This is a genomic window from Micromonospora sp. WMMD1082 (genome assembly GCF_029626175.1).
Lineage (GTDB): Bacteria > Actinomycetota > Actinomycetes > Mycobacteriales > Micromonosporaceae > Micromonospora.
Map to the genome: position 1 here is coordinate 6,104,276 of NZ_JARUBM010000002.1, position 20,900 is coordinate 6,125,175.

Sequence of the window (20,900 nt, forward strand, 5' to 3'; positions counted from 1 at the left end):
TGGCTGCCCCCGCCGGGCCGTTGTCTACTGGCCGTGCACCCCACCCTGCCCGTACACCGGTAACCGCGGCCGGTTCGCGCCGCCCCGCCGACCCCCGCCCGCTGGACCTGGCCGCCGCGACTGAACGTGCACCGTGTCGCTCGGCCAGCGGACGAAGGGACGAAGCGAACAGCAGCCGCTTCCCGTGGTAGGACTCAAAGACGGTACGTGGCCCACCCCCGACCTTGTCAACCCACCCCCGACGAGTCGTTGCGCCGCACCGGCGTGTCGCACCGGGCAGCAGGCGCACCCAATCAGCCGGCGAGGGCACGCAGCAGCGCCCGCAGCGCCACCGGGTGCTCCGCCGCGAGCAGCCCCGCCGCGGCCAGCACGTAGTCGACGTCCACCACCGACCGCGCCGCGCGGGGCAACGCCCACCCGCCGGCATGGTCACCGAGCACCGCGCCCAGCACCGCCACCGCGTCGCCGCCCCCGGCGTACCGCAGCACCCCACCCGAACCGACCAGCAGCCGCACGTCGCGCAGGTCCCGCCCCGACCGCTCGCCCGTACCCACCCCACGGGCGTGCCGGCGCACCGCCACCGTCGCCGCCAACGCCGCGATCCGCGCATCCACCGCCCGCCCCACGGCGTCGTCCGGCAGCAACCCCGGATCCGCGGCCCGGACCGCCGCGGCGGCCGCCAAACCGTCCGCCTCCCCCGCCGCCACCAGGCGTTCCTCGACCGCCGCCCGCACCACCCCCGGCGCGCTCCACCGCACCCCCAGATCCCCCTCCACGGTCCGCGCCCGCCACAGCGCGCCCGCCACCTCCCGACCCGGCCCACCCGCCCGCTCGTCGGGGGTGAGCACCGAGTACACGTCCGTGGTGGCCCCACCCACGTCCACCACCACCAGGTCACCGCCGACCACCTCGGCCAGGGCCTCCACCCCGGTCAACACCGCGTCCGGGGTCGCCGCCCGCACCAGCCGGGCGAACCGGCCACCCCGCGACAACCCCTTACCACCGATGACGTGCCGCAGGAACACCCGCCGGATCGCCGAACGCGCCGACGACGGCGCCAACACCCCGATGCGGGGCAGGACGTTGTCGGCCACCGTCACCGGCACCCGCGCCCCCACCAACAGGGCATGCAGCTCGTCACGGACATCGACGTTGCCCGCCAGCACCACCGGCACCCGCCACCGGGCCCGCGCCAACCGGCCCGCGTTGTGTGCGAGGGTCGCCGCATCCCCACCGTCGGTGCCGCCCACCAGCAGCACCACGTCCGGGCGGGCCGCCCGCAACGCCGCCAGCTCCGCCCGACCCAGCCGCCCGGCGGCCACGTGCACCACGTCCGCCCCCGCCGACAGGCCCACCCGCCGACCCGCCTGCGCGGTGACCAGCGGCTCGTAACCGATCACCGCCAACCGCAGCCCACCACCGGCCGACGAGCACACGTACCACGGCACATCGCCCACCCCGAGCCGGCCGGTGGCCGCACCCACCGCGGCGTCCAGGCCGTGCAACACGTCCGTACCCACGGTCGTCGGTGTCGCCGCCGCCGACAGCAACCCACCGCCGTCGAGGTCGACCACCGCGACCTTGGTGTACGTCGAACCGACGTCGGCGCAGACCGCGACGTTCACGCTGACGCGGGAACGACCACGGTGCCCGTCGCGGTCACCGCCACCACCGGCGGATCGAGCACCTCCGCCGCCGACCCGCCCCGGTCCGGGCGCCCCCGGCACACCACCACACAACTCAGCTCCACCGTGCGGCTGCGGGTGCCCACCCGGCTGACCTGACCGGTCACCTCCACCACGTCACCGGCCCGGATCGGCGCGTGGAACCGCACCTCGGAATACCCGGCGAACAACCCCTCGTCGCCGTCGGTACGGATGCACACCTCCGTGGCCACATCCCCGAACAGGCCCAACGCGTACGCACCGTCGACCAGGTTGCCCGCATAGTGCGCGTGCGCGTACGGCACATACCGCCGATGCGTCACCGTCAACCCCAGCCTCGCATCCGTCATACCTGCGCCCTCCGATCCGTGATCAACGCGTGGACCAGATAGGACGCCACCTCACCCGGAGTGGTGCCCCGACCGAAGATCCGATCCACCCCCAGCTCGGTCGCCTGCGACTCGTCGAACCGCGGCCCACCCACGATCAGCAACGGTCGCCGCCCCGCCGGCATCGCCTCCCGGAACGCCGCCGACATCTCCCGCGTGTTGTGCAGATGCGCGTCACGCTGCGTCACCACCTGCGACACCAGCACCGCGTCGGCCCGCGCCCCCCGCGCCGCCTCCACCAACTCCGGCACACTGACCTGCGCCCCCAGGTTCGTCACCGACAACTCCCGGTAGTACTCCAGGCCCTTCTCACCGGCGATGCCCTTGACATTGAGGATCGCGTCGATGCCCACCGTGTGCGCGTCCGTGCCGATGCACGCCCCCACCACCGACAGCTTGCGGCGCAGCCGCCGCTTCACCACCGCGTTGACCTCCTTGGCGCTCAGCAGCGGAAAGTCCCGCTCCACCACCCGCACCGCCGACAGATCCACCAGATGGTTCACCCGCCCGTACACCACGAAGAAGGTGAACCCGTCACCCATCTGCTTCGCGTGCACCAGCAACGCCGGATCCATACCCATCCGGTTCGCCAACTGGACCGCCGCACCCTCGGCCCGCTTGTCGTGCGGCACCGGCAACGTGAACGACACCTGCACCATGCCGTCACCGGTGGTGTCCCCGTACGGCCGCACGACCGTCCCGCCACTCATGCCGGCCGCTCCAGGATCTCCGTCGCCGGGTTGTAGTAGTCGGACTCGTGCGCCGCCACCCCGTCCAGACCCTTGCCACGATCCGCCGGCCGCTTCATGATCCCGAACGTGCCCTCGGCGATCGCCGTCAACAACGACTGCTCACCGATGCGCTCCAGCAACCCCACCGCCTCACCGAGCACCCGATGCGCCCGCCGCCGGATGAACCCGCCCGGAGCCGGCACGAAATCCTCGTGCAACCCGCCGGCCGCACCCAACACGTACCGCACGTTCTGCAGGGCGATGTCCCGGTCCGACAACCACGGCGTCACCACCGCCTCCGTCATCATCCCCACCAGCAGGATCCCCTGCCCGGTCAGGGCACCCGCCAGGTTGAAGAACCCGTCCAGCAGGTTGCCCCGGAACACGTCACCGGTCATGTGCTTCGTCGGCGGCATCCACTTCAACGGCGCATCCGGGAACAACTCCCGCGCCAGCAACGCGTGCGCCAACTCCAGCCGGAACGACTCCGACACCGCCGGATTGATCTCGAACGCGTGCCCCAACCCCAACTGCCAGTCCGCCAACCCCGCCTCGTGCGCGAAGTACTCGTTGAGCAGCTGCGACACCGTCACCGTGTGCGCCTCCTCCACCGCATCAGCGGTGGTGAGGTAGTTGTCCTCACCGGTGTTGATGATGATCCCCGCCCGGGCGTGCACCTGCCGGGAGAACCGCTGGTCCACGAACGTCCGGATCGGGTTGATGTCCCGGAACAGGATCCCGTACATCGAATCGTTGAGCATCATGTCCAGACGCTCCAGACCGGCGAGGGTCGCCATCTCCGGCATGCACAACCCCGACGCGTAGTTCGTCAACCGCACGTAGCGGCCCAACTCCTTCGACGACACGTCCAACGCCGCCCGCATCAACCGGAAGTTCTCCTGCGTGGCGTACGTGCCGGCGAACCCCTCCCGGGTCGCACCCTCCGGCACGTAGTCCAGCAGCGACTGCCCCGTCGACCGGATCACCGCGATCACGTCCGCCCCGGCCCGCGCCGCCGCCTGCGCCTGCGGAATGTCCTCGTAGATGTCCCCCGTCGCCACGATCAGATAGATCCACGGCCGCTGCGCCGGATCCCCGTGCCGCCGCACCAGACGTTCCCGCTCCGCCCGCCGCCGGTCGATCCGCCGCACCCCCACGCCGACCGTCCGCCGCGCGGCCCGACGCGCCGCCGTCGCGGCCCGACCCGACGGCACCGCGAACCGCACCGAACCCGCCGCCGCCTTCTGCGCCAGCAACGTCACATCCGTGATCTGCTCCCGCGCGAGCGCGTCGAACACCGGCACCGCCACCCCGTGCCCCAACCCGACATCGGCCGCCACCGCGTCCACCAGGCGGTTCACCCACGGGATGCCATCCGGGTCGGCACCGGAGACGCCCGCCAACCGCAGCACCGCCCGCTCCACCGACACCGTCGTGTGACTGCGCGCCAACTCCACCACCGGCCGCCCGGCCCGCCGCGCCAACTCCCGCGCCCGCGCCACCACCGCCGGATCCAGACCCAGCTTGCCCGTCACGACGCCCCTTCCTCGTAGATCACCGCACCCCGCAGCACCGTCGCCCGGCACACCGGCAACGGCGTCGGATCCTGCGCACCACGCAGCTCCGGATCCTCGGCCTGCAACACCGGCAACCCCCGCTCCACCCCGGCCGGCGTCGACCACACCGCGAACGTCGCCGGTGCACCCAGGGCCAGGACCCCCTCGCTGTCCAGATGCACCGCCCGCCACCCACCCCGGGTGTGCGCCGCGAATGCCGCCCGCACACTCATCCGCTGCACCGGGTGGTGATGCGCCACCGCCGCCCGCACCGACCCCCACGGATCCAGCGGCGTCACCGGCGAATCCGAACCGAACGCCAACGCCACCCCGACCGCGTGCATCGCACCCATCGGATTCGACGCCAACGACCGCGCCAACCCCAGCCGCGTCTCATACATCCGGCCCGCACCGCCCCACAACCGGTCGAACGCCGGCTGCATCGACGCCACCACCCCGTACTCCACGAAACCGGCGATCAATCGCCGATCCATGATCTCCGCGTGCTCCACCCGGTGCCGCGCCGCCCGCACCCGGTCGGTGCCGAGCCTCTCCGCCGCGGCCGCGAAACCCTCCAGCACCGTCGAGATCGCCGCGTCGCCGATCGCGTGGAAACCGCCCTGCATGCCGTGCGCCGCACAATCCAGCAGATGATCACGAACCTGCGCCGCGCTCAGATAACCGTGCCCACACCCATCACCATCGGCGTACGGCTGCGACACGTGCGCCGTACGCGACCCCAACGCCCCGTCCGCGAACAGATCACCCCCGGCACCCACCGCACCCAACTCCCGCGCCCGCGCCGCACCACCCAGCTCACCCCAGTACCCGTACACCTCCGGCACCCCCGCACCGGAAACCGCCAACAGGACCGTGAAGTCCTCCTCGTCGGAGATCTCCGGCCCACCGCACTCGTGCACCGCCGCGATCCCCAGCGACGCCGCGTGCCCCAGAGCCACCCGCTGCGCCGCCACCCGCTGCGTCCGCGTCACCGACGCCCGCGCCACCGCCCGCACCACATGGTGCGCGTCGCGCCGCAACCACCCCGACTCGTCGTACCCGGCCGCACCCACCGCCTCCGGACACGCCGCCAGCAACGCCGACGACACCAGAGCCGAATGGATCGACGCCTGCGACAGGTACACCCGCCGCCCACCGGCCGCCCGCCCCAACTCCGCCGCCCCCGGCGGCCGCGGCACCGACCACGTCGACTCGTCCCAGCCGTGCCCCAACACCACCGCGTCCACCGGCAGACCCGACACGTACGCCGCCACCGCGTCCAGCAGCTCACCCGCCGACCGCGTCCCGGACAGGTCCAGCCCCGACAACACCAACCCGGTATCGCTGACATGCACGTGCGCGTCCACGAACGCCGGCGTCACCAGCGCGCCATCCAACTCCACCACCCGGTCGGCCGCCGGGGCGTCCGCCTCCGAACCCAGCCAGGCGATCCGCCCGTCCCGGACCAGCAGCGCCGTCGCGGACGGATCCGCCGGGCAGTGCAGCACGCCGGCGCGGTACAACGTCGAGGGGTTGTTCGTCATAGCCTCAGTCTGCCGCCAGCCGCGCCTCGAACAGGCCACGCACCCCCGGCTCGCCGCGCAGCAGACCCAACGCCAGCTCCGCGTGCCCCGGCACGTACCCGTTGCCGACCAGCATCGTCACGTCCGCCGCCAGGCCCTCCGCGCCCAGCGCCGCCGCCGCGAAGCTCGTCGCCATCGAGAAGAAGATCACCGTGCCGCCGTCCGCGGTCGCCAACACCGCCCCGTGTTCACAACCCGGCACGTCCACGCAGACCACCGTCACGTCCGCCGGCATCCCCAGCGCCGACGTCACCGCCGTCGACAACGCCACCGGGTCACGGGCGTCAGCCACCGCCACCACGTCGGCCAGACCGGCCGACACCAGCGCGTCGCGCTCCGCCGCCACCGGCACCACCCCGACCGTACGTCCCGCGCCCGCCCGCCGCGCCGCCGCCAACGACAACGAACCGCTCTTGCCCGCGCCACCGACCACCGCCACCGTCACCGGCCCGGCCTGCCCGTCGCGCGCCCGCTCGGCGACGTACCGCTGCACCACCCGCGACGTCAACGCCGGTGCCCCGCACACGTCCAGCACCGCCAGGGACAGCTGCGGATCCAGATCCGCCGGCAGCACGGCCGCGATCGACCGGGCGAACAGGATCGCCCACCCCTCGCACGGCACCTGCTCGCCGCGCCCGTCCCAGCCGGCCAGCCCGTCGGTCACCACCAGCGGGGTCAGCGTCAACGACACCAGCGTGGCCACCCGCTCGCCGGCCTTGAGCCCCAGCGGCGACCGCCGCCCGGCCTCCTCGACCGTGCCGATCAGCATGCCGCCCGACCCGGTCACCGGGTTCTGCATCTTCCCCCGGGTCGAGATGATGTCCAGGACCTCGGCGCGGACCGCGTCGCCATCCCCGCCGTGCTTGTCGAACAGCTGCCGGAAGCTCGCCGCGTCCAGGTTCAGCCGTTCGACCCGGATCCGCACCTCGTTCGGCGCTATCTCCGGCCGCGCGTCCAGCCGCCAAGCGGCCTGCGGCAGCACGCCCACGGGTGCCACGACACGGTGCAGACCCACCGGTGACGTCACGCCGACCTCCCCCTGCCCGACCGCCTGAAGCCCCGTCCTGGACTCGCATGGCGGGAAAACTTCCGGCAGAATAATTTCTCTACCGAATATTTTCCAGTAGCCTTCGGTCCGCTGATCACCGATACACGCCAGGAGGAGGGGCCGTGACCCAGACCCGACCGCCGGTACAGACCATCCCGGCGCCCCAGCCGGCCCCCACCACCACGCTCACCGGCCAGCCCTACGAATACCGCCGCACCCCACTCGTCGAGCCCGACTGGACCCGCTTCCCCGGCTGGCGGCACGTCACCCGCGACCAGTGGGAGAACGCCCAGTGGCAGCGCGTCAACTGCGTCAAGAACATCAAACAGCTGCGCGCCGTCCTCGGCGACACCGTCGACGAGACCTTCTACGCCGACCTCGACGCCGACCAGCGCGCCCTGGCGACCATGTCCATGCTGGTACCGCCACAGATGATCAACACGATGGTGCCGTACGCCCCACCGACCACCGAGACGCTGCTGGCCGACCCGATCCGGCGCTACATGATCCCCGTCGCCTCCGACCGGCGCACCGACTGGCCGTCCCACCCGTACGCCAGCCGCGACTCGCTGCACGAACACGACATGTGGGTCGCCGAGGGCCTCACCCACCGTTACCCCACCAAGGTCCTCGCCGAGCTGCTCTCCACCTGCCCGCAATACTGCGGCCACTGCACCCGGATGGACCTGGTCGGCAACTCCACCCCGGCGGTCGACAAACTCAAGCTCACCCTCAAGCCCGTCGACCGCTACGACGCCCACATCACCTACCTGAAAGCCCATCCCGGCGTCCGCGACGTCGTCGTCTCCGGCGGCGACGTGGCCAACGTGCCCTGGCGCAACCTCGAGTCGTACCTCATGCGCCTGCTGGAGATCGAGACCATCCGCGACATCCGGCTCGCCACCAAGGCCCTCATGGGGCTGCCCCAGCACTGGCTGCAGCCCGACGTCGTCGAGGGCCTGGAACGGGTCGCCCGCACCGCCGCCCGTCGCGGCGTCAACCTCGCCATCCACACCCACGTCAACCACGCACAGTCGCTCACCCCGCTGGTCGCCCGAGCCGCCCAGACCGCCCTCGACATCGGCGTACGCGACGTACGCAACCAGGGCGTCCTGATGCGCGGGGTCAACGCCACCACCACCGACCTGCTCGACCTCTGCTTCGCGCTCCAGGGCGAAGCCGGCATCCTGCCCTACTACTTCTACATGTGCGACATGATCCCCAACGCCGAGCACTGGCGCGTCCCCGTCTGGCAGGCCCGGCAACTCCAGCACGACGTCATGGGCTACCTACCGGGCTACGCGACCCCACGGATCGTCTGCGACGTGCCGTTCGTCGGCAAGCGCTGGGTGCACATGGTCACCGAGTACGACCGTGAACGCGGCATCTCCTACTGGACGAAGAACTACCGCACGTCCATCGAATCCACCGACCTCGCGGCGCTCAGCAGGCGCTACGCCTACTACGACCCGATCGACACCCTGCCCGAGGCCGGACAGCGGTGGTGGCAGACCCACCGCGACGACTGAGCCTCTCCCCCAGCTGACCCGGAGCGGGCCGCGGATTCGATCCGCGGCCCGCTCCGGCACTGGCGGTCACCGGGTGAAGGCGTCCTTGGCGTCACGCCCGGCGTCCTTCACCTTCTCGCCGGCCTGACGAGTGCGGGCGTCGCTCTGTTCCGAGGAACCTTCGGCCCGCATGCGCTCGTTGTCAGCCATGTCGCCGATGCGCTCCTTGGCGGCGCCGCTCAGTTGCTCGACCTTGTTCTTCGCCTTGTCGGTGAAGCTCATGTCGCCTCCCTGCCTACCTCGGCGGTTTCGCGGAGCGGATCGCTTCGCTCCCGGTGGTGTCCCCCAGTGTCGGTGCTCGAAACGGTGGGTTGGCGGGTGGCGGTAGCCACATCCGCTAAGGCATCCTAGGACACTAGGTGTGAGTGTCGACCGGGAACGGGGCGAGCCGCACGGTGGGCCAGGCGACGAGGTCGGCAAGCATCTGACGGTCGTGGGTGGCCACGACGACCGCTGCCGGCGTGTCCCGCAGGGCGGCGGTCAGGTCGTCGACCAGGGGCGCCGACAGGTGGTTGGTGGGTTCGTCGAGGATCAGCAGATCGGGCCGCTCGGCGAGCCGCAGCGCCAGGTTCAGCCGGCGCTGCTGCCCCTGCGACATCCGCCCCACCGGGGTACGCAGGGCCGCCCGGTCGAGCAGGTTGGTCGCGGTCAACGGCCGGCGGTCGACGTCGCCGAGCTGCCCCCGGGACTGGAGTTCGCCGACGTGCCGGTCGTACAACTCGCCGGCGAGCGCGGTCGGCGGCCAGGCGGGAACCTCCTGCCCGAGGTACGCGACGCGGGCCCGCCCGACGTGGCGGACCTCCCCCGTCGACGGTGCGAGGTGCCGCGCCAGGACCGCGAGCAACGTCGACTTGCCCGCCCCGTTGGGCCCGGTCACCAGCAGCCGGTCCCCGCCGCCGAGATCGAGGGTGACCGGTCGGTGCAGGCGCCCGGTCACGGTGACGTCGTGACAGCGCAGGACGGGCGCCCCCCGGCGGATGTCGAGGTCGGGCCAGCGCAGCCGCAGCGGCGGCTCGGGCACGGTCAGCCGGTGCGCGTCAAGATCCTCCTGCCGGCGTCGAAGTGCCTGGACGACACCGGGCGCGCGGGACTGACGCTGATGCTTGCCATGGCCCTTCTCCGGACGCCAGCCGGTGCTGAGTCGCTGCTGTGCCTCGTGCACCGCGTCGGCCAACCGCTGGTGCTCGGCCTGCTGGGCCTCGTAGTCGCGCACCCAGCGCGCACGCTCGCGCCGGCGCCCCTCCTGCCAGCCGGCGTAGCCCCCGGCGAACAGGCGCGGCCGCCCGTCCGCACTGGGATCGAGGTCCAGGAACTCCCCGGCCACGTCCCGCAGCAGGGCGCGGTCGTGCGTCACGACCACCACCCCGCCCGGGTGCTGACGCAGCCGCGCGGTGAGAAACGCCAGACTGTCGGCGTCGAGATGGTTGGTCGGTTCGTCCAGCATCAGCAGGTCGTGGCGCGCCCCCAACAGACAGGCCAGGCGGACCCGGTAGCGCTGACCGACCGACAGCGTCGACAGCGGGCGGTCCCGTTCGGTGCAGGCGTCGAGCCCGGCCAACGCCACGTCGACGCGGCGCTCCGCGTCCCAGGCGTCCAGCCGGGTGGCCGCGTCCAGCGCGGCCGCGTACGCCGCATCGGCGCCGGGCCGCCCCTCGGCCAGCGCCGTCGCCGCCTCGTCGAGCGCCCGCACCGCCCGGTGCGACTCCCGGATCGCCGCCGAGACGAGGGTGCCCACCGTCTCGCCGCCACGCGCCGCCAGCGCCTGCCGGGCGACACCGATCGTGCCGATGCGTTCCACCGTGCCCTGGTCGGGCGCGATCACGCCGGTCAGCACGTGCAGCAGCGTCGTCTTGCCACGGCCGTTCTCGCCGACGATGGCCAGGCGTGCGCGCGCGGAGACGGTCACGCTGACGTCGGCGAGCACGACCCGCCCGCCCAGCACCACCCGTACGCCGTCGGCTCGCACGTGCGCCCGGTCACCGGCCGGCAGCCCCGCGGTCGGGTCCTGCGATGATTTCAGTTCACGATTGGTCACTTCTGCGCTCTTCGGCTCGTCGTGGAGCCGGGCAGCAGGACACGCCGCCCGGCGGGAACGCCAGGACGGCGGAACAGAGCTGGATCAGAGAAAGCCGGTCAACCCTGCCGCCGTCAGCGGCGGGACCACAGCTTCATCGAGGCAGTACCGGAATACATGCCCCCACCCTACCCGACCCGCCGGATCGGCCGCGCTATCCCGCCGCCGCCCGGCAGCGAGGGCGCCACCCTGGTTGACTGAGGGCATGAGTGAGCGCGGAGCGCCGTCATGAGTGAGATTGTCCTCGTCCGGCACGGTGAGACCACCTGGAGCGCCAGCCGCCGGCACACGTCGTACACCGATCTGGAGCTGACCCCCGACGGTGAGCGGCAGGCCCGCGCGCTCGGCCCGGTGCTCGCCGGCCGGCAGTTCGTCGCGGTGCTGAGCAGCCCGCGCCGGCGGGCGCTCGGCACCGCCCAACTCGCCGGGCTGACCGTCACCGGTTCCGACAAGGATCTCGTCGAATGGGACTACGGCGGCTACGAGGGGCGCACCACCGCCGAGATCCACGGGGAACGCCCCGGCTGGAGCGTCTGGTCCGACGGGTGTCCCGGCGGGGAGTCACCCAGTGAGGTCGGCGAGCGCCTCGACCGCCTGCTCGCCACGCTGCACCCCCTGCTCGAACGGGGTCCTGTCGCCGTGGTCGGGCACGCGCACTCGCTGCGCGTGCTGGGCGCCCGGTGGATCGGCCTGCCGCCGTCGGCCGGCGGGCTGCTCCGCCTGGACACCGCCACCCTCAGCGTGCTCGGCTACGAGCACGGGCGGCGGGTCATCCTCCGGTGGAACCAGCCGTCTCCCCCGCCAGCCAAGACCGCTGGCGATTCGACGGCGCGCCACTGATCTTCGGCGGCCGGCTCTCGTACGGGGTGGACAACACCACCGTCGTGCGGGTGGTGACGTTGGCCGAGGTACGGATCTCCTGCAGCACCCGCTCCAGGTCCGCCGGACCGGCCACCCGCACCAGCAGCAGGTAGAAGTCCTCCCCGGCCACCGAGTAGCACGAGTCGATCTCCGGCAGGTGCGCCAGGCGTTCCGGGGCATCGTCGGGCTGCGACGGGTCGAACGGCCGGATCGCCACGAACGCCGTCAGCGGCAGGTCGAGCGCCTCGAAGGAGACCCGGGCGGTGTAGCCCCTGATCACCCCGCGCTGCTCCAGCCGGCGCACGCGCTGGTGCACGGCGGACACCGACAGGCCGACCTTCTCGGCGAGATCCGTGTACGACAGCCGGCCGTCCGCGGTCAGCGCGGCGACGACGGCCCGGTCGATCTCCTCCACGGCGTGAAACCTACCGGGAAAGGCCCGCCGGCGCGACGACAGGCCCGCCGGACGTCGCGCTCGGCGGACGGACGGTCACTCCTTCGCCAGTGCCCGGGAGATCACCAGACGCTGGATCTGGTTGGTGCCCTCCACGATCTGCAGCACCTTCGCCTCACGCAGGTAGCGCTCCACCGGATGGTCGGCGACGTAGCCCGCGCCGCCGAGGAGCTGGACCGCGTCCGTGGTCACCCGCATCGCCACGTCGGTGGCGAACAGCTTCGCCTTGGCCGCCTCGATCGCGTAGGGCCGCCCGGCATCGCGCAACCGGGCCGCGGCGAGCGTCAACGCCCGGGCGGCGGAGATCTGGGTGGCCAGATCCGCCACGGTGAACCCGATCCCCTGGAAGTCGATGATCGATCGGCCGAACTGCTGGCGCTGCCGGGCGTAGTCCAGGGCGTAGTCGAGCGCCGCCTGGGCCAGCCCGACCGCGCAGGCGGCGATGCCCAACCGGCCCGAATCCAGGGCGGACATGGCGATGGTGAAGCCCGCCCCCTCGCCGCCGACCAGCCGGTCGGCGGGCACCCGGGCGTCGTCGAAGGCGATCTGCGCCACCGGCGAGGAGCGCAGGCCCATGGTGCGCTCGGCGGCCTGCGGCTGGATGCCCGGCGTGGCCCGGTCGGCGAGCAGGCAGGAGATGCCGCGCGGGCCGCTGCCGCCGGTGCGGCAGAAGATGTTGTAGAAGTCGGCCACCGAGGCGTGGGTGATCCACGCCTTGGTGCCGGTGACGACGTAGGAGTCCCCGTCGCGGACCGCCTTCGTGGTGAGCGCGGCGGCGTCCGAACCGCCCTGCGGCTCCGACAGGCAGTACGCGCCGAGCAGCTCGCCGCCGAGCAGGTCGGGCAGCAGCTTGCGCTGCTCGTCGCTGCCGAACGCGGCGACCGGGTAGCAGGACAGCGTGTGCACGCTGACCGCCTCGGCGACCGCCAACCAGCGACCGGCCAGGATCTCCAACACCTGCAGGTAGACCTCGTACGGCTGGGCGGCCCCGCCGTACTCCTCCGGATACGGCAGGCCGAGCAGTCCGGCCCGGCCCAGCGTGCGCAACACCTCCCGGGGAAACTCGGCCCGCTGCTCGTACTCGCCCGCCCTCGGCGCGAGTTCCCGGTCGGCGAGTTCGGTGGCCAGCTCCAGCAGGTCGTGAGCCTCGTCGGTGGGCAGGATCCGGTCGACAGTCATAGCGCGATGAGCTCCGTGGGGATGGTGTTGAGCCGCCGTACGCCGTCCGTCGTGCAGACGACGATGTCCTCGATCCGGGCGCCGTGCTGCCCGGCCAGGTAGATGCCCGGCTCGACGGAGAACGCCATGCCCGCCGCCAGTGGGCGGTCGTTGCCCGCCACCACGTACGGCTCCTCGTGGCCGTCCAGACCGATGCCGTGGCCGGTGCGGTGCAGGAAGGCGTCGCCGTAGCCGGCGGCGGTGATCGGCGCGCGGGCGGCGGCGTCGACGGCCTCCGCGTCCACCCCGGGTCGGACCGCCGCCACGGCGGCGCGCTGCGCGGCGTGCAGCACCTGGTAGTAGTCGCCGAACTCGGCCGGCGGCCGGCCACCGGCGACGTAGGTGCGGGTGCAGTCCGAGCGGTAGCCCGAGGGCATGGTGCCACCGATGTCCACCACCACCGGCTCCCCCGCGCCGATCGGCCGGTCGGCGGTGCCGTGATGCGGGCTGGCCCCGTTCGGGCCGGCGGCCACGATGACGAAGTCGACCGTCACGTGCCCGGCCGCGCGGATCGCGGCGGCGATGTCGGCGGCCACCTCCACCTCGGTGCGCCCCGGCCGCAGCCACTCGCCCATCCGGGCGTGCACGGCGTCGATGGCCGCGCCGGCCTCGGCGAGCGCGGCGATCTCCGCCGGCGACTTGTGGATCCGAAGCTCCCGCAGCACCTCGGACGCGAGCCGCTGCCGGGCGCCGGGCAGCACCGCGCGCAGCGCGAGGACCTGCTCGGCCCACATCCGGTCGGCCAGCCCCACCGCGTCGGCCGGGCCGTCGAGCGCGGCGGTCACCAGCGGGTACGGGTCCGCGCCGTCGGGATGGTCGACGATGCGTACCCCGGTGGCCGGCGCCGGGGACGCCTCGGCCGCCGGCCGTTCCAGGGTCGGGACGATCAGCGTCGGCTCGCCCTCGGCGGGCAGCACCAGCAGGGTCAGCCGCTCACCGGCGTGCGCGTCGTAGCCGGTCAGGTAACGCAGGTCGGAGCCGGGGCTGAGCAGCAGCGCATCCAGCCCGGCGGCGGCGGTGGCGCGCTGCGCGGCGGCCAGCCGCTGCGGCGGGTACAGCTCCTCGGATCCCACCCCGATAGCTTAACGGTCGTTTGGGGAGCGGCGCGCGGACCGTGTCGCCTACCGGAGTGTGTCGGCCACCCGGCGGGCCCGCTCGGGCCGGGTGAGCACGTCGACGCTGTGCACGAACTGGTCGACGGCACCGATGAGGGGACGCTCCCGCAGCGCGGCATCGGTGATCTCCGCCCGCAGCGCGGCGGCGACCCGGTCGGCGTGCAGCACCAGGAACGGGCGGGTGTGGAACGGGATCGCCCGGGCCCGCACCGGCGCGGCGAGGCCGGTGCCGTCGGTCCAGGTCGCCATCGCCTCCAGCGCCCCGACCAGGCCCGCCTGGCGGTGCGGCCAGTCGCCGGGGCCGAGGGCGTCGGCCAGCGCCGCGGTCACCGGCGCCGCGTCCGGCAGCCGGCCGAACACCGTGCCGAGCCACTTGTCGTACGGGGGCCAGCGGCGCCGGGTGAGCAGACCGATGCGCATCAGGTCCCGGGCGAGGCCGGCGGCGACCATCCGGCTGCCCAGTTCGTCGCCGACCTCGGCGCACCGCCCCGGCAGGTGCTCGGCCTGCGCCACCCTGGTCCAGGCGGCGGCGAGGACGTGCCGCCACACGTCGTCGGGGTACCAGCGCAGTGCCGCCCGGGCCCGGACGAGCGCCCCGCCGAGCCCGTCGTGGAAGACGGCGCCGCCGGTGAGTTCCGCCAGCCGCTGCGTCGGCACCGACAGCCAGTCCGCCACCGACACCGTCCCGCTCGGGTCGAAGCCCAGCTGGCCGCGCAGCCATCCGCCCAGTTCCCGGGCTGTCACCCCGTGCCGCGCGCCAGCCAACCCGGCCACCCCGAGCCGGCCGTCCTCGGTGCCGACGAAGCGGGTCGGCAGGCCGAGGAAGGTACGCGGCAGGGCGGCGTCCACGGCGGCCAGCAGCTCGGGTATCCGGTGGGCGTCGGCCGCGTCGACGAACAGTTGCAGCCGGCATCCCCAGTCGTGGTCGGTGGACCGGGGCGTGTCCAGGCCGAGCACCTCCGACCCGCCGTCGAGGCGTCCGGCCGCGTAGCGCAGCCCGGGGAACGCCGGGCCCAGCACCGGGGCGACCACCTCGGCGTGGAAGCGCCGGGACAGCTCAAGGCCGGGGAGGAAGGACACTCGATCAGTCTGCTGCCCCGGCCCCGCCCGCGACCAACGGATATCGGCGGTACCGGGTCACTCCATCAACCAGAGGCAGAACGGGTGGCCGTCCGGGTCCAGGCAGACCCGGACGGCCACCTGCGGTTGGTACGCGGCCAGGGTGGCACCGCAGGCCAGCGCGTGCGCCAGCGCCGTGGGCAGATCCTCGACGCCGATCTCCAGGTGCGTCATCATCTGCTGCCGTCCGGCCTCGGCCGGCCAGGTCGGCCGGACGTACGCCCGCTCCCGCTGGAAGGAGAGGCCCACGCCGCCCTCGGGCGCACGCAGGATGACGTCGTCGGCCTCCTCGACCGCGATGTCCCAGCCGAGCAGGCGCGCGTAGAACCGGGCCAGCGCGGCCGGGTCGGGCGTGTCCAGGTTGACCGTGGTCAACCTGAGCCGGGTCGATGCGGCCATGCTCAACTCCTCCGGTCGTGCCGCGTGATCATGCCGTCGACGTGCCGTGCGTCGTGAACGTCGGTGGGGTGTGCCAGGCTGTCGGGCGTGGCACCGCAGACCCCGATCATGCTCGTCGACGCGCCCAGTCTCTACTTCCGGGCCTACTTCGGCATTCCCGAGTCCGCCGCGAAGACCGCCGACGGCCAGCCGGTCAACGCCGTACGCGGCTTCCTCGACATGCTCGCCCACCTGGTCCGCACCCGCCGCCCGGGGCGGATGGTGTGCGCGATGGACCACGACTGGCGGCCGGACTGGCGGGTCGCGCTGCTGCCGTCGTACAAGGCGCACCGGGTGGCGCCCGAGGGCGGCGAGGTGGTGCCGGACACCCTCACCCCGCAGGTGCCGATGATCCTCGACATGCTCGACGCGCTGGGCATCACCGTGGTCGGCGCGGCCGGTTACGAGGCCGACGACGTGCTCGGCACCCTCTCGGTCACCCAACCCGGCCCGGTCGAGGTGGTCTCCGGCGACCGCGACCTGTTCCAGCTGATCGACGACGCCCGCGGCGTGCGGCTGCTCTACATCGGGCGAGGCGTGGCCAAGCTGGAGGACTGCGACGACGACGCCGTGCGCGCCCGCTACGGCGTCGCCGCCGACCGGTACGCCGAGTTCGCCGCCCTGCGCGGCGACCCCAGCGACGGGTTGCCCGGCGTGGCCGGCGTCGGCGAGAAGACCGCCGCCCGGCTCGTCGACCGTTACGGCGACATCGCCGGCATCCTCGCCGCCCTGGACGACCCGGCCTCCGGCTTCGCCCCTGGGCTGCGCACCAAGCTGGCCGCCGCGCGGGACTATCTCGCGGTGGCGCCGAAGGTGGTCCGGGTCGCCCTGGACGTGCCGCTGCCGCCGCTGCCCACCGAGCTGCCGGTGGCACCGGCCGACCCGCCGCGGCTGATCGAGCTGGCCGAGCGGTGGAACCTGGCCGGCTCCACCCGCCGCCTGGTCGACGCCCTCGCCACGGCGGGCCAGCCATCCGGCTGAGCGTCGCGCCGTGCGGGAAGAGGCTCGTCGATCTTCGCGCATGGCACCCGCTACCGCCGGTGGCCGTCAACCCTCCTGATCGCGCGCCAGCGCCTCCCGTCGGGCGAGCAGGGCCGACGCCCAGGCCACGTGCTGGTCGGGGGTGCCGTCGTGCGCTGCCGGATCGACGTACCGGCCGATGTCCGCCGGTGCCTTCTCCGGTTCGACCACGAGCGGGTGGGATCGCGCCGAGGCGTCCTGACGTACGCCCGTGACCTGCCAGCAGACGATCGCACCGGGCGCCCCGCCGGCCACCGTGAAGCCCGCGCCGTCGTACTCCTCGGCGATGTGCAGCTCCGGCCCCGGGCCGCCGACGGGGGTCAGCGAGTAACACAGGTCGGTGTTGAGGCTGCCGAACCACGCCGGCAACTCGACGCGGGCCCGTCCGGACTCGTCCAACGAGACCCTTCCGTCGTAGAAGGTCTTCAACGCCGGCGCCTCCACCGCGGCGTGCTGAAGGTAGCGACGCTGCGGATCCAACGGATGGTCGATGACGAACTGCTTCGCACCCCCGGCCACCTTGAGGTCACCGATGATGGTCACCGTCCCGACGAACCCGCCCGCGGGCATCGTCGTGGTGCCCAGCGACGACAGTCCGCCCATCGCCATCACGGCGACCTCGTCGACTCGCCCCAGGCCCAGGACTCCCGGTGCGCCCCAGCCGAAGACCCCAGGGGCATCGTTCGATGCACCCACCACACCCGCCGCGCCGAGGATCGTGGCCGAGGCCGCGCCGTGCAGGCCGACGACACCGGGGCCGGCGGTGCTGGTGCCGAGGGCGCCGGGCGCGTCCGCGGTGCAGACACCCCGGACCCCGGCGACCGGGGGAACCGACATCCGCTGCCCGTCGGTCGTACCCAGTACGCCGGTACCGCCGCGGGTGTGCTTGCCGTGCACCGCGGGCTCCGTCCACTCCCGGGCGGTGCCCAGCACCCCGGTGCCGCCCGCGCTCTCGCCGACCACCGCCGGCACGCCGTCGCGCTGCGACCGACCGACCACACCCGGAGCCTGCTCGCTGCTCGCCTCGATGCCGGCACCGGCGTCGCCCCGGGCCACCATCCCGGTCGCACCCTGCCCGACGACGCCGGTCCCCCGTCGGTCCGCTGCGCCGAACACACCGATTCCGCCGAGCCCTTCGGCGAGCCCGGCGACGCCGTTGCCGCCCTGCTCCACCGAGCTGCGGCCGAACACCCCGGCGCCGCTGGCCGCCTCCGAGGTGCCCAGAACGCCGTTGTCGTCGACACTGTGGCCGATAACCCCGGAACCCGTCGTGGACGATCCGGTGACGCCGGCCGCCGAGTCTGATCGGCCCGACACGCCGACGTCGGCGACGCTCTGCCCGGAGACGCCGATACCGGAGTTGCTGACGCTGAGGACGCCGGGACCGGTGTCGCTGAACGCGGAGACGCCGGCCCCGGTAGCGCTGGACGCGACCACGCCGGCCCACTGCGGGCCCTCGCCGACCACGCCGGCGCCGGTGGGACTCGTACCCTTGACGCCGAAGCCGCCACCGTCATCGTCGGTTCCCACTATTCCTGGCATGATCCACTCCCGTCGGACTGCGGCTGGCTGGCAGCGGCCGACGATAGTCACGCCGACCGGGCCCTCCTGTCGCCCACCGGTCAGCTCCGGGTCGGACACCCGACGGAGGATGCGTGCAGGTCGGCGGGGTACGCAGGCGGACGGGTCGAAGGTCCTTCCGGGTGCGGGAGTTCGACCCTGCTGGACGCCGGTCCGGCGGGCCACGATATGACAGTCGAAACTCGGCAGCCAACCCCTTGGAGAATCGCGTGAAGCGCAGGACGCTCGACATTCTGTTCAGCATCGGTGGGCTGGGCCTCGCGGCCCTACTACTCGTCATCGGGATCGTCCTGACCTCGAACGCCAACTTCGCCAACACCTACGTACGCGACCAACTCGGCGCCCAGAACATCACCTTCACCCCCGCCGACCAACTCAGCGACGACGAGAAAAACGTCGAGTGCCTGGTGGAGAACGCGGGAAAGGAACTCACCACCGGCAAGCAGGCCGAGTGCTACGCCAACGAGTACATCGGGCTGCACCTGAAGAACATGGCCGGCGGACAGACCTACGCCGACCTGGGCCAGCCGCAGAGCCAGCTACGCGAGCAGGTCGCCACCGCCCAGCAGACCAACGACCCGGCACTGGCCGACCTGCAAGCCCAACTCGCCGAAGTCAGCGCCCAGCGGGACACCGTGTTCAAGGGCGAGACGCTACGCGGCCTGCTGCTCACCTCGTACGGCTTCAGCGAAATGGGAACCAAAGCCGGACAGGCCGCCACCGTCATGTACCTCGGCGCCGCGCTGCTCCTACTACTCTCCCTCGCCGGCCTGGTCCACGCCTTCCGCACCCCACCCAGCAGGACATTCGCCGCCCCCTCGCCAGAGCGAGCCGACACCACCGCCTGAGAGCCCCGACCCCCCGCCCAGCGCCCGGTCTCCCAGGGAGTGTGTCGATTTCGGCTCTGTCTCACATTCGGTGGTGACGGAGGGTGCCGGTTAGCCGAGCAGGATTCGGTGTCGTAGAAGGTCGAACCCGGCGCGTCCGTACATTTGCCGCTTGATCAATTTGGTTTTGGTGTTGACGCCTTCGGTGCCGCCGTTGTGGAAGGGGGTTGTCAGGGCGGCGTTGACGGCGTCGCGGTCCAGGCCGAGGCCGCGGGTGAAGGTGTGTAGGTGGGGCAGGTCCGTTGTTGTGACCTCGGTGATCCATGTGTCGAGACGGTGGTCGTTGCCGGCTGCGGGTGTGAGGAGGCTGGCGAACGAGCCGATGAAGCCGGTCAGCGTGGTCATCTCCGGGCAGGCGGCGGTGAGGGCGTCGACGAGCGACCGTTGGTGGTCTGTGAGCTGATCGGGTGGGGTCAGGAGGTAGCGGGTGAGGCGTCGGGGTGACAGGGCTGGGCGGTCGGCTTCGACGCGGCCTTGGGTGATGTAGCGGTAGAGCAGGTTGAGGCTGCCGGTGTAGCCCAGTTCCCTGATCTCGGCGAGGAGTTGGGTGGCGCCGACGGCGGGGTCCTGTTGGCGGCGTTGGCGTAGGTGGGCGCGGTAGGGGTCGACGAGGGTGGGCCGGTACTGGGGTGCGCGGACCAGACGTTCGGGTTGGCTGATGCGGGCGTAGCGTTTGATGGTGTTGAGGCCGAGGTTGAGGCGGCGGGCGCATTCGAGTAGGCCGACGCCCTTGTCGAGCAGATCGTGGACCTGCTGCCACCGCTGCCGGGTGGTCACGGCCCGGATGCCGTCCTGGGGCGGTAGGCCGGTGGTGGCCCAGCACGTGCTGTGTGCGGTGACTTCTTTGCGGACGGCTTCGGCGAGGTTGTGCCACAGGTGCCAGCGATCGGCGACCTGCACCGCCTGGGGTAGGGCGCGGCGGACCGCTTCGGCGTAGGCGCCGGAGGAGTCCCGGCACACTATCTCGACACCGGGATGCTCACACAGCCACGTCTCCAACGTGTGGGCCTTGCGGTCGGGCAGCACATCGATGCGCTCACGGGTGACCGCGTCGATCAGGACGGTGGCGTAACGGCGACGACGACACAACGCGAAGTCGTCGACCCCGAGCACGCGGGGCACCCGCCGCTGCGGCAACGGAATACGCAGCAGCGCCCGCAGGGCAGTGTGCCGGGACATGACGACCATCGCCAGGACCGACATCAGGCGAGCACCGGCCCGGCCGGCCAGCTGACGCACGACCGCAGCCACCTGCGAAATCAACCGGGACGTGCGACGCTGGTAACGCTCCAGAACTCCCGGAAGCTGCTCCCGGAACGTGCGACGGCAGCCCTGCGTCGGGCACACCAGACGGCGCACTCGTACCCGCAGCACCACCGGCCGGGCATCGACCGGCACATCCGCCAGAGTCCGCTGGTGATACCCGTGCACCCGGCCCGTCACCACCTTGCAGCCCGGACACGCCACCGTCGCTTCAGGAGTCCGAGCCCGCACCAGAATCCGCTCGCCCTCGTCCGTGACGTCATCGATCACCAGCGGGGACAACCCCGAGAACACCATCTTCGTCAGATCATCGATCTTGCACACATGACCT

The 20,900-nt window shown here is 72.5% G+C and carries 19 protein-coding genes; 4 read left to right on the forward strand and 15 right to left on the reverse strand.

Annotation, left to right across the window (positions count from 1 at the left end; all coding sequences use genetic code 11):
• Window positions 1-293 precede the first annotated feature (293 nt).
• Genes O7615_RS28235 through O7615_RS28260 form a run of 6 tightly spaced genes read right to left on the reverse strand, consistent with a single transcriptional unit; the run spans window position 294 to window position 6,938 of the window.
• Window positions 294-1,625 (reverse strand): glutamate mutase L, encoded by a 1,332-nt coding sequence (locus O7615_RS28235; RefSeq protein WP_278180817.1) that lies wholly within the window; start codon window positions 1,623-1,625, stop codon window positions 294-296.
• Entirely contained in the window at window positions 1,622-2,014 is a 393-nt protein-coding gene (locus O7615_RS28240; protein WP_278180818.1) for a hotdog domain-containing protein, read from the reverse strand. The genes O7615_RS28235 and O7615_RS28240 overlap by 4 nt, the downstream gene beginning before the upstream one ends.
• Window positions 2,011-2,763, reverse strand: a complete 753-nt coding sequence (locus tag O7615_RS28245; RefSeq protein WP_278180819.1) for an OAM dimerization domain-containing protein — start codon at window positions 2,761-2,763, stop codon at window positions 2,011-2,013. Before O7615_RS28245 ends, O7615_RS28240 begins: the two co-directional genes overlap by 4 nt.
• Window positions 2,760-4,319, reverse strand: a complete 1,560-nt coding sequence (locus tag O7615_RS28250) for a lysine 5,6-aminomutase subunit alpha (RefSeq protein WP_278180820.1) — start codon at window positions 4,317-4,319, stop codon at window positions 2,760-2,762. Before O7615_RS28250 ends, O7615_RS28245 begins: the two co-directional genes overlap by 4 nt.
• A complete protein-coding gene (locus tag O7615_RS28255; protein WP_278180821.1) occupies window positions 4,316-5,884 on the reverse strand; it encodes an amidohydrolase family protein in 1,569 nt (522 codons plus the stop codon). Before O7615_RS28255 ends, O7615_RS28250 begins: the two co-directional genes overlap by 4 nt.
• Before the next feature lie 4 nt (window positions 5,885-5,888).
• Window positions 5,889-6,938, reverse strand: a complete 1,050-nt coding sequence (locus O7615_RS28260; protein WP_278182264.1) for a zinc-binding alcohol dehydrogenase — start codon at window positions 6,936-6,938, stop codon at window positions 5,889-5,891.
• A gap of 155 nt (window positions 6,939-7,093) precedes the next feature.
• On the opposite strand from O7615_RS28260, the gene O7615_RS28265 reads away from it, so the two are divergent.
• A complete protein-coding gene (locus O7615_RS28265; RefSeq protein WP_278180822.1) occupies window positions 7,094-8,500 on the forward strand; it encodes a lysine 2,3-aminomutase in 1,407 nt (468 codons plus the stop codon).
• 66 nt (window positions 8,501-8,566) lie between these two features.
• On the opposite strand, the gene O7615_RS28270 is transcribed toward O7615_RS28265, so the two are convergent.
• Both O7615_RS28270 and O7615_RS28275 read right to left on the reverse strand, forming a co-directional pair.
• Window positions 8,567-8,761: a CsbD family protein gene (locus O7615_RS28270; RefSeq protein WP_278180823.1), complete on the reverse strand. Its 195-nt coding sequence runs from the start codon at window positions 8,759-8,761 to the stop codon at window positions 8,567-8,569.
• A 133-nt stretch (window positions 8,762-8,894) separates the two neighbouring features.
• A complete protein-coding gene (locus O7615_RS28275; RefSeq protein WP_278180824.1) occupies window positions 8,895-10,574 on the reverse strand; it encodes an ABC-F family ATP-binding cassette domain-containing protein in 1,680 nt (559 codons plus the stop codon).
• A gap of 267 nt (window positions 10,575-10,841) precedes the next feature.
• Here O7615_RS28275 and O7615_RS28280 point away from each other — a divergent pair, with 267 nt between their 5' ends.
• Window positions 10,842-11,453 (forward strand): histidine phosphatase family protein, encoded by a 612-nt coding sequence (locus O7615_RS28280; RefSeq protein WP_278180825.1) that lies wholly within the window; start codon window positions 10,842-10,844, stop codon window positions 11,451-11,453.
• On the opposite strand, the gene O7615_RS28285 is transcribed toward O7615_RS28280, so the two are convergent.
• The 5 genes from O7615_RS28285 to O7615_RS28305 form a co-directional block, all read right to left on the reverse strand.
• The gene (locus tag O7615_RS28285; protein ID WP_278180826.1) at window positions 11,383-11,889 is read right to left on the reverse strand and encodes an Lrp/AsnC family transcriptional regulator; all 507 of its coding nucleotides are present in this window, start codon (window positions 11,887-11,889) and stop codon (window positions 11,383-11,385) included. The genes O7615_RS28280 and O7615_RS28285 overlap by 71 nt on opposite strands.
• 75 nt (window positions 11,890-11,964) lie before the next feature.
• Complete coding sequence (locus tag O7615_RS28290) at window positions 11,965-13,107, reverse strand: acyl-CoA dehydrogenase family protein (protein WP_278180827.1); 1,143 nt, start codon at window positions 13,105-13,107, stop codon at window positions 11,965-11,967.
• The gene (locus O7615_RS28295; protein ID WP_278182265.1) at window positions 13,104-14,225 is read right to left on the reverse strand and encodes a Xaa-Pro peptidase family protein; all 1,122 of its coding nucleotides are present in this window, start codon (window positions 14,223-14,225) and stop codon (window positions 13,104-13,106) included. Before O7615_RS28295 ends, O7615_RS28290 begins: the two co-directional genes overlap by 4 nt.
• 42 nt (window positions 14,226-14,267) lie before the next feature.
• Window positions 14,268-15,341, reverse strand: a complete 1,074-nt coding sequence (locus O7615_RS28300) for a DUF4037 domain-containing protein (protein WP_278180828.1) — start codon at window positions 15,339-15,341, stop codon at window positions 14,268-14,270.
• A gap of 57 nt (window positions 15,342-15,398) precedes the next feature.
• Window positions 15,399-15,779, reverse strand: a complete 381-nt coding sequence (locus O7615_RS28305; protein ID WP_278180829.1) for a VOC family protein — start codon at window positions 15,777-15,779, stop codon at window positions 15,399-15,401.
• A 108-nt stretch (window positions 15,780-15,887) separates the two neighbouring features.
• Here O7615_RS28305 and O7615_RS28310 point away from each other — a divergent pair, with 108 nt between their 5' ends.
• Window positions 15,888-16,799, forward strand: coding sequence for a 5'-3' exonuclease (locus O7615_RS28310; protein ID WP_278182266.1), 912 nt, complete (start codon window positions 15,888-15,890; stop codon window positions 16,797-16,799).
• Between the two features lie 66 nt (window positions 16,800-16,865).
• On the opposite strand, the gene O7615_RS28315 is transcribed toward O7615_RS28310, so the two are convergent.
• Window positions 16,866-18,380 (reverse strand): hypothetical protein, encoded by a 1,515-nt coding sequence (locus O7615_RS28315; protein WP_278180830.1) that lies wholly within the window; start codon window positions 18,378-18,380, stop codon window positions 16,866-16,868.
• 248 nt (window positions 18,381-18,628) lie between these two features.
• Between O7615_RS28315 and O7615_RS28320 the strand changes: the two genes are divergently transcribed.
• Complete coding sequence (locus O7615_RS28320) at window positions 18,629-19,267, forward strand: hypothetical protein (RefSeq protein ID WP_278180831.1); 639 nt, start codon at window positions 18,629-18,631, stop codon at window positions 19,265-19,267.
• A 90-nt stretch (window positions 19,268-19,357) separates the two neighbouring features.
• Here O7615_RS28320 and O7615_RS28325 read toward each other — a convergent pair whose 3' ends face one another.
• The gene (locus tag O7615_RS28325; RefSeq protein ID WP_278176342.1) at window positions 19,358-20,866 is read right to left on the reverse strand and encodes an ISL3 family transposase; all 1,509 of its coding nucleotides are present in this window, start codon (window positions 20,864-20,866) and stop codon (window positions 19,358-19,360) included.
• Window positions 20,867-20,900: the final 34 nt, after the last annotated feature.

What these genes read in the sequence shown, in the direction of transcription:
- O7615_RS28240 (WP_278180818.1), bottom strand. Translation starts at nt 2,014, where the DNA reads ATGACGGATGCGAGGCTGGGGTTGACGGTGACGCATCGGCGGTATGTG.
- O7615_RS28245 (WP_278180819.1), bottom strand. Translation starts at nt 2,763, where the DNA reads ATGAGTGGCGGGACGGTCGTGCGGCCGTACGGGGACACCACCGGTGAC.
- O7615_RS28255 (WP_278180821.1), bottom strand. Translation starts at nt 5,884, where the DNA reads ATGACGAACAACCCCTCGACGTTGTACCGCGCCGGCGTGCTGCACTGC.
- O7615_RS28270 (WP_278180823.1), bottom strand. Translation starts at nt 8,761, where the DNA reads ATGAGCTTCACCGACAAGGCGAAGAACAAGGTCGAGCAACTGAGCGGC.
- O7615_RS28280 (WP_278180825.1), top strand. Translation starts at nt 10,842, where the DNA reads ATGAGTGAGATTGTCCTCGTCCGGCACGGTGAGACCACCTGGAGCGCC.
- O7615_RS28290 (WP_278180827.1), bottom strand. Translation starts at nt 13,107, where the DNA reads ATGACTGTCGACCGGATCCTGCCCACCGACGAGGCTCACGACCTGCTG.
- O7615_RS28305 (WP_278180829.1), bottom strand. Translation starts at nt 15,779, where the DNA reads ATGGCCGCATCGACCCGGCTCAGGTTGACCACGGTCAACCTGGACACG.
- O7615_RS28310 (WP_278182266.1), top strand. Translation starts at nt 15,888, where the DNA reads ATGCTCGTCGACGCGCCCAGTCTCTACTTCCGGGCCTACTTCGGCATT.
- O7615_RS28315 (WP_278180830.1), bottom strand. Translation starts at nt 18,380, where the DNA reads ATGCCAGGAATAGTGGGAACCGACGATGACGGTGGCGGCTTCGGCGTC.
- O7615_RS28325 (WP_278176342.1), bottom strand. Translation starts at nt 20,866, where the DNA reads ATGGTGTTCTCGGGGTTGTCCCCGCTGGTGATCGATGACGTCACGGAC.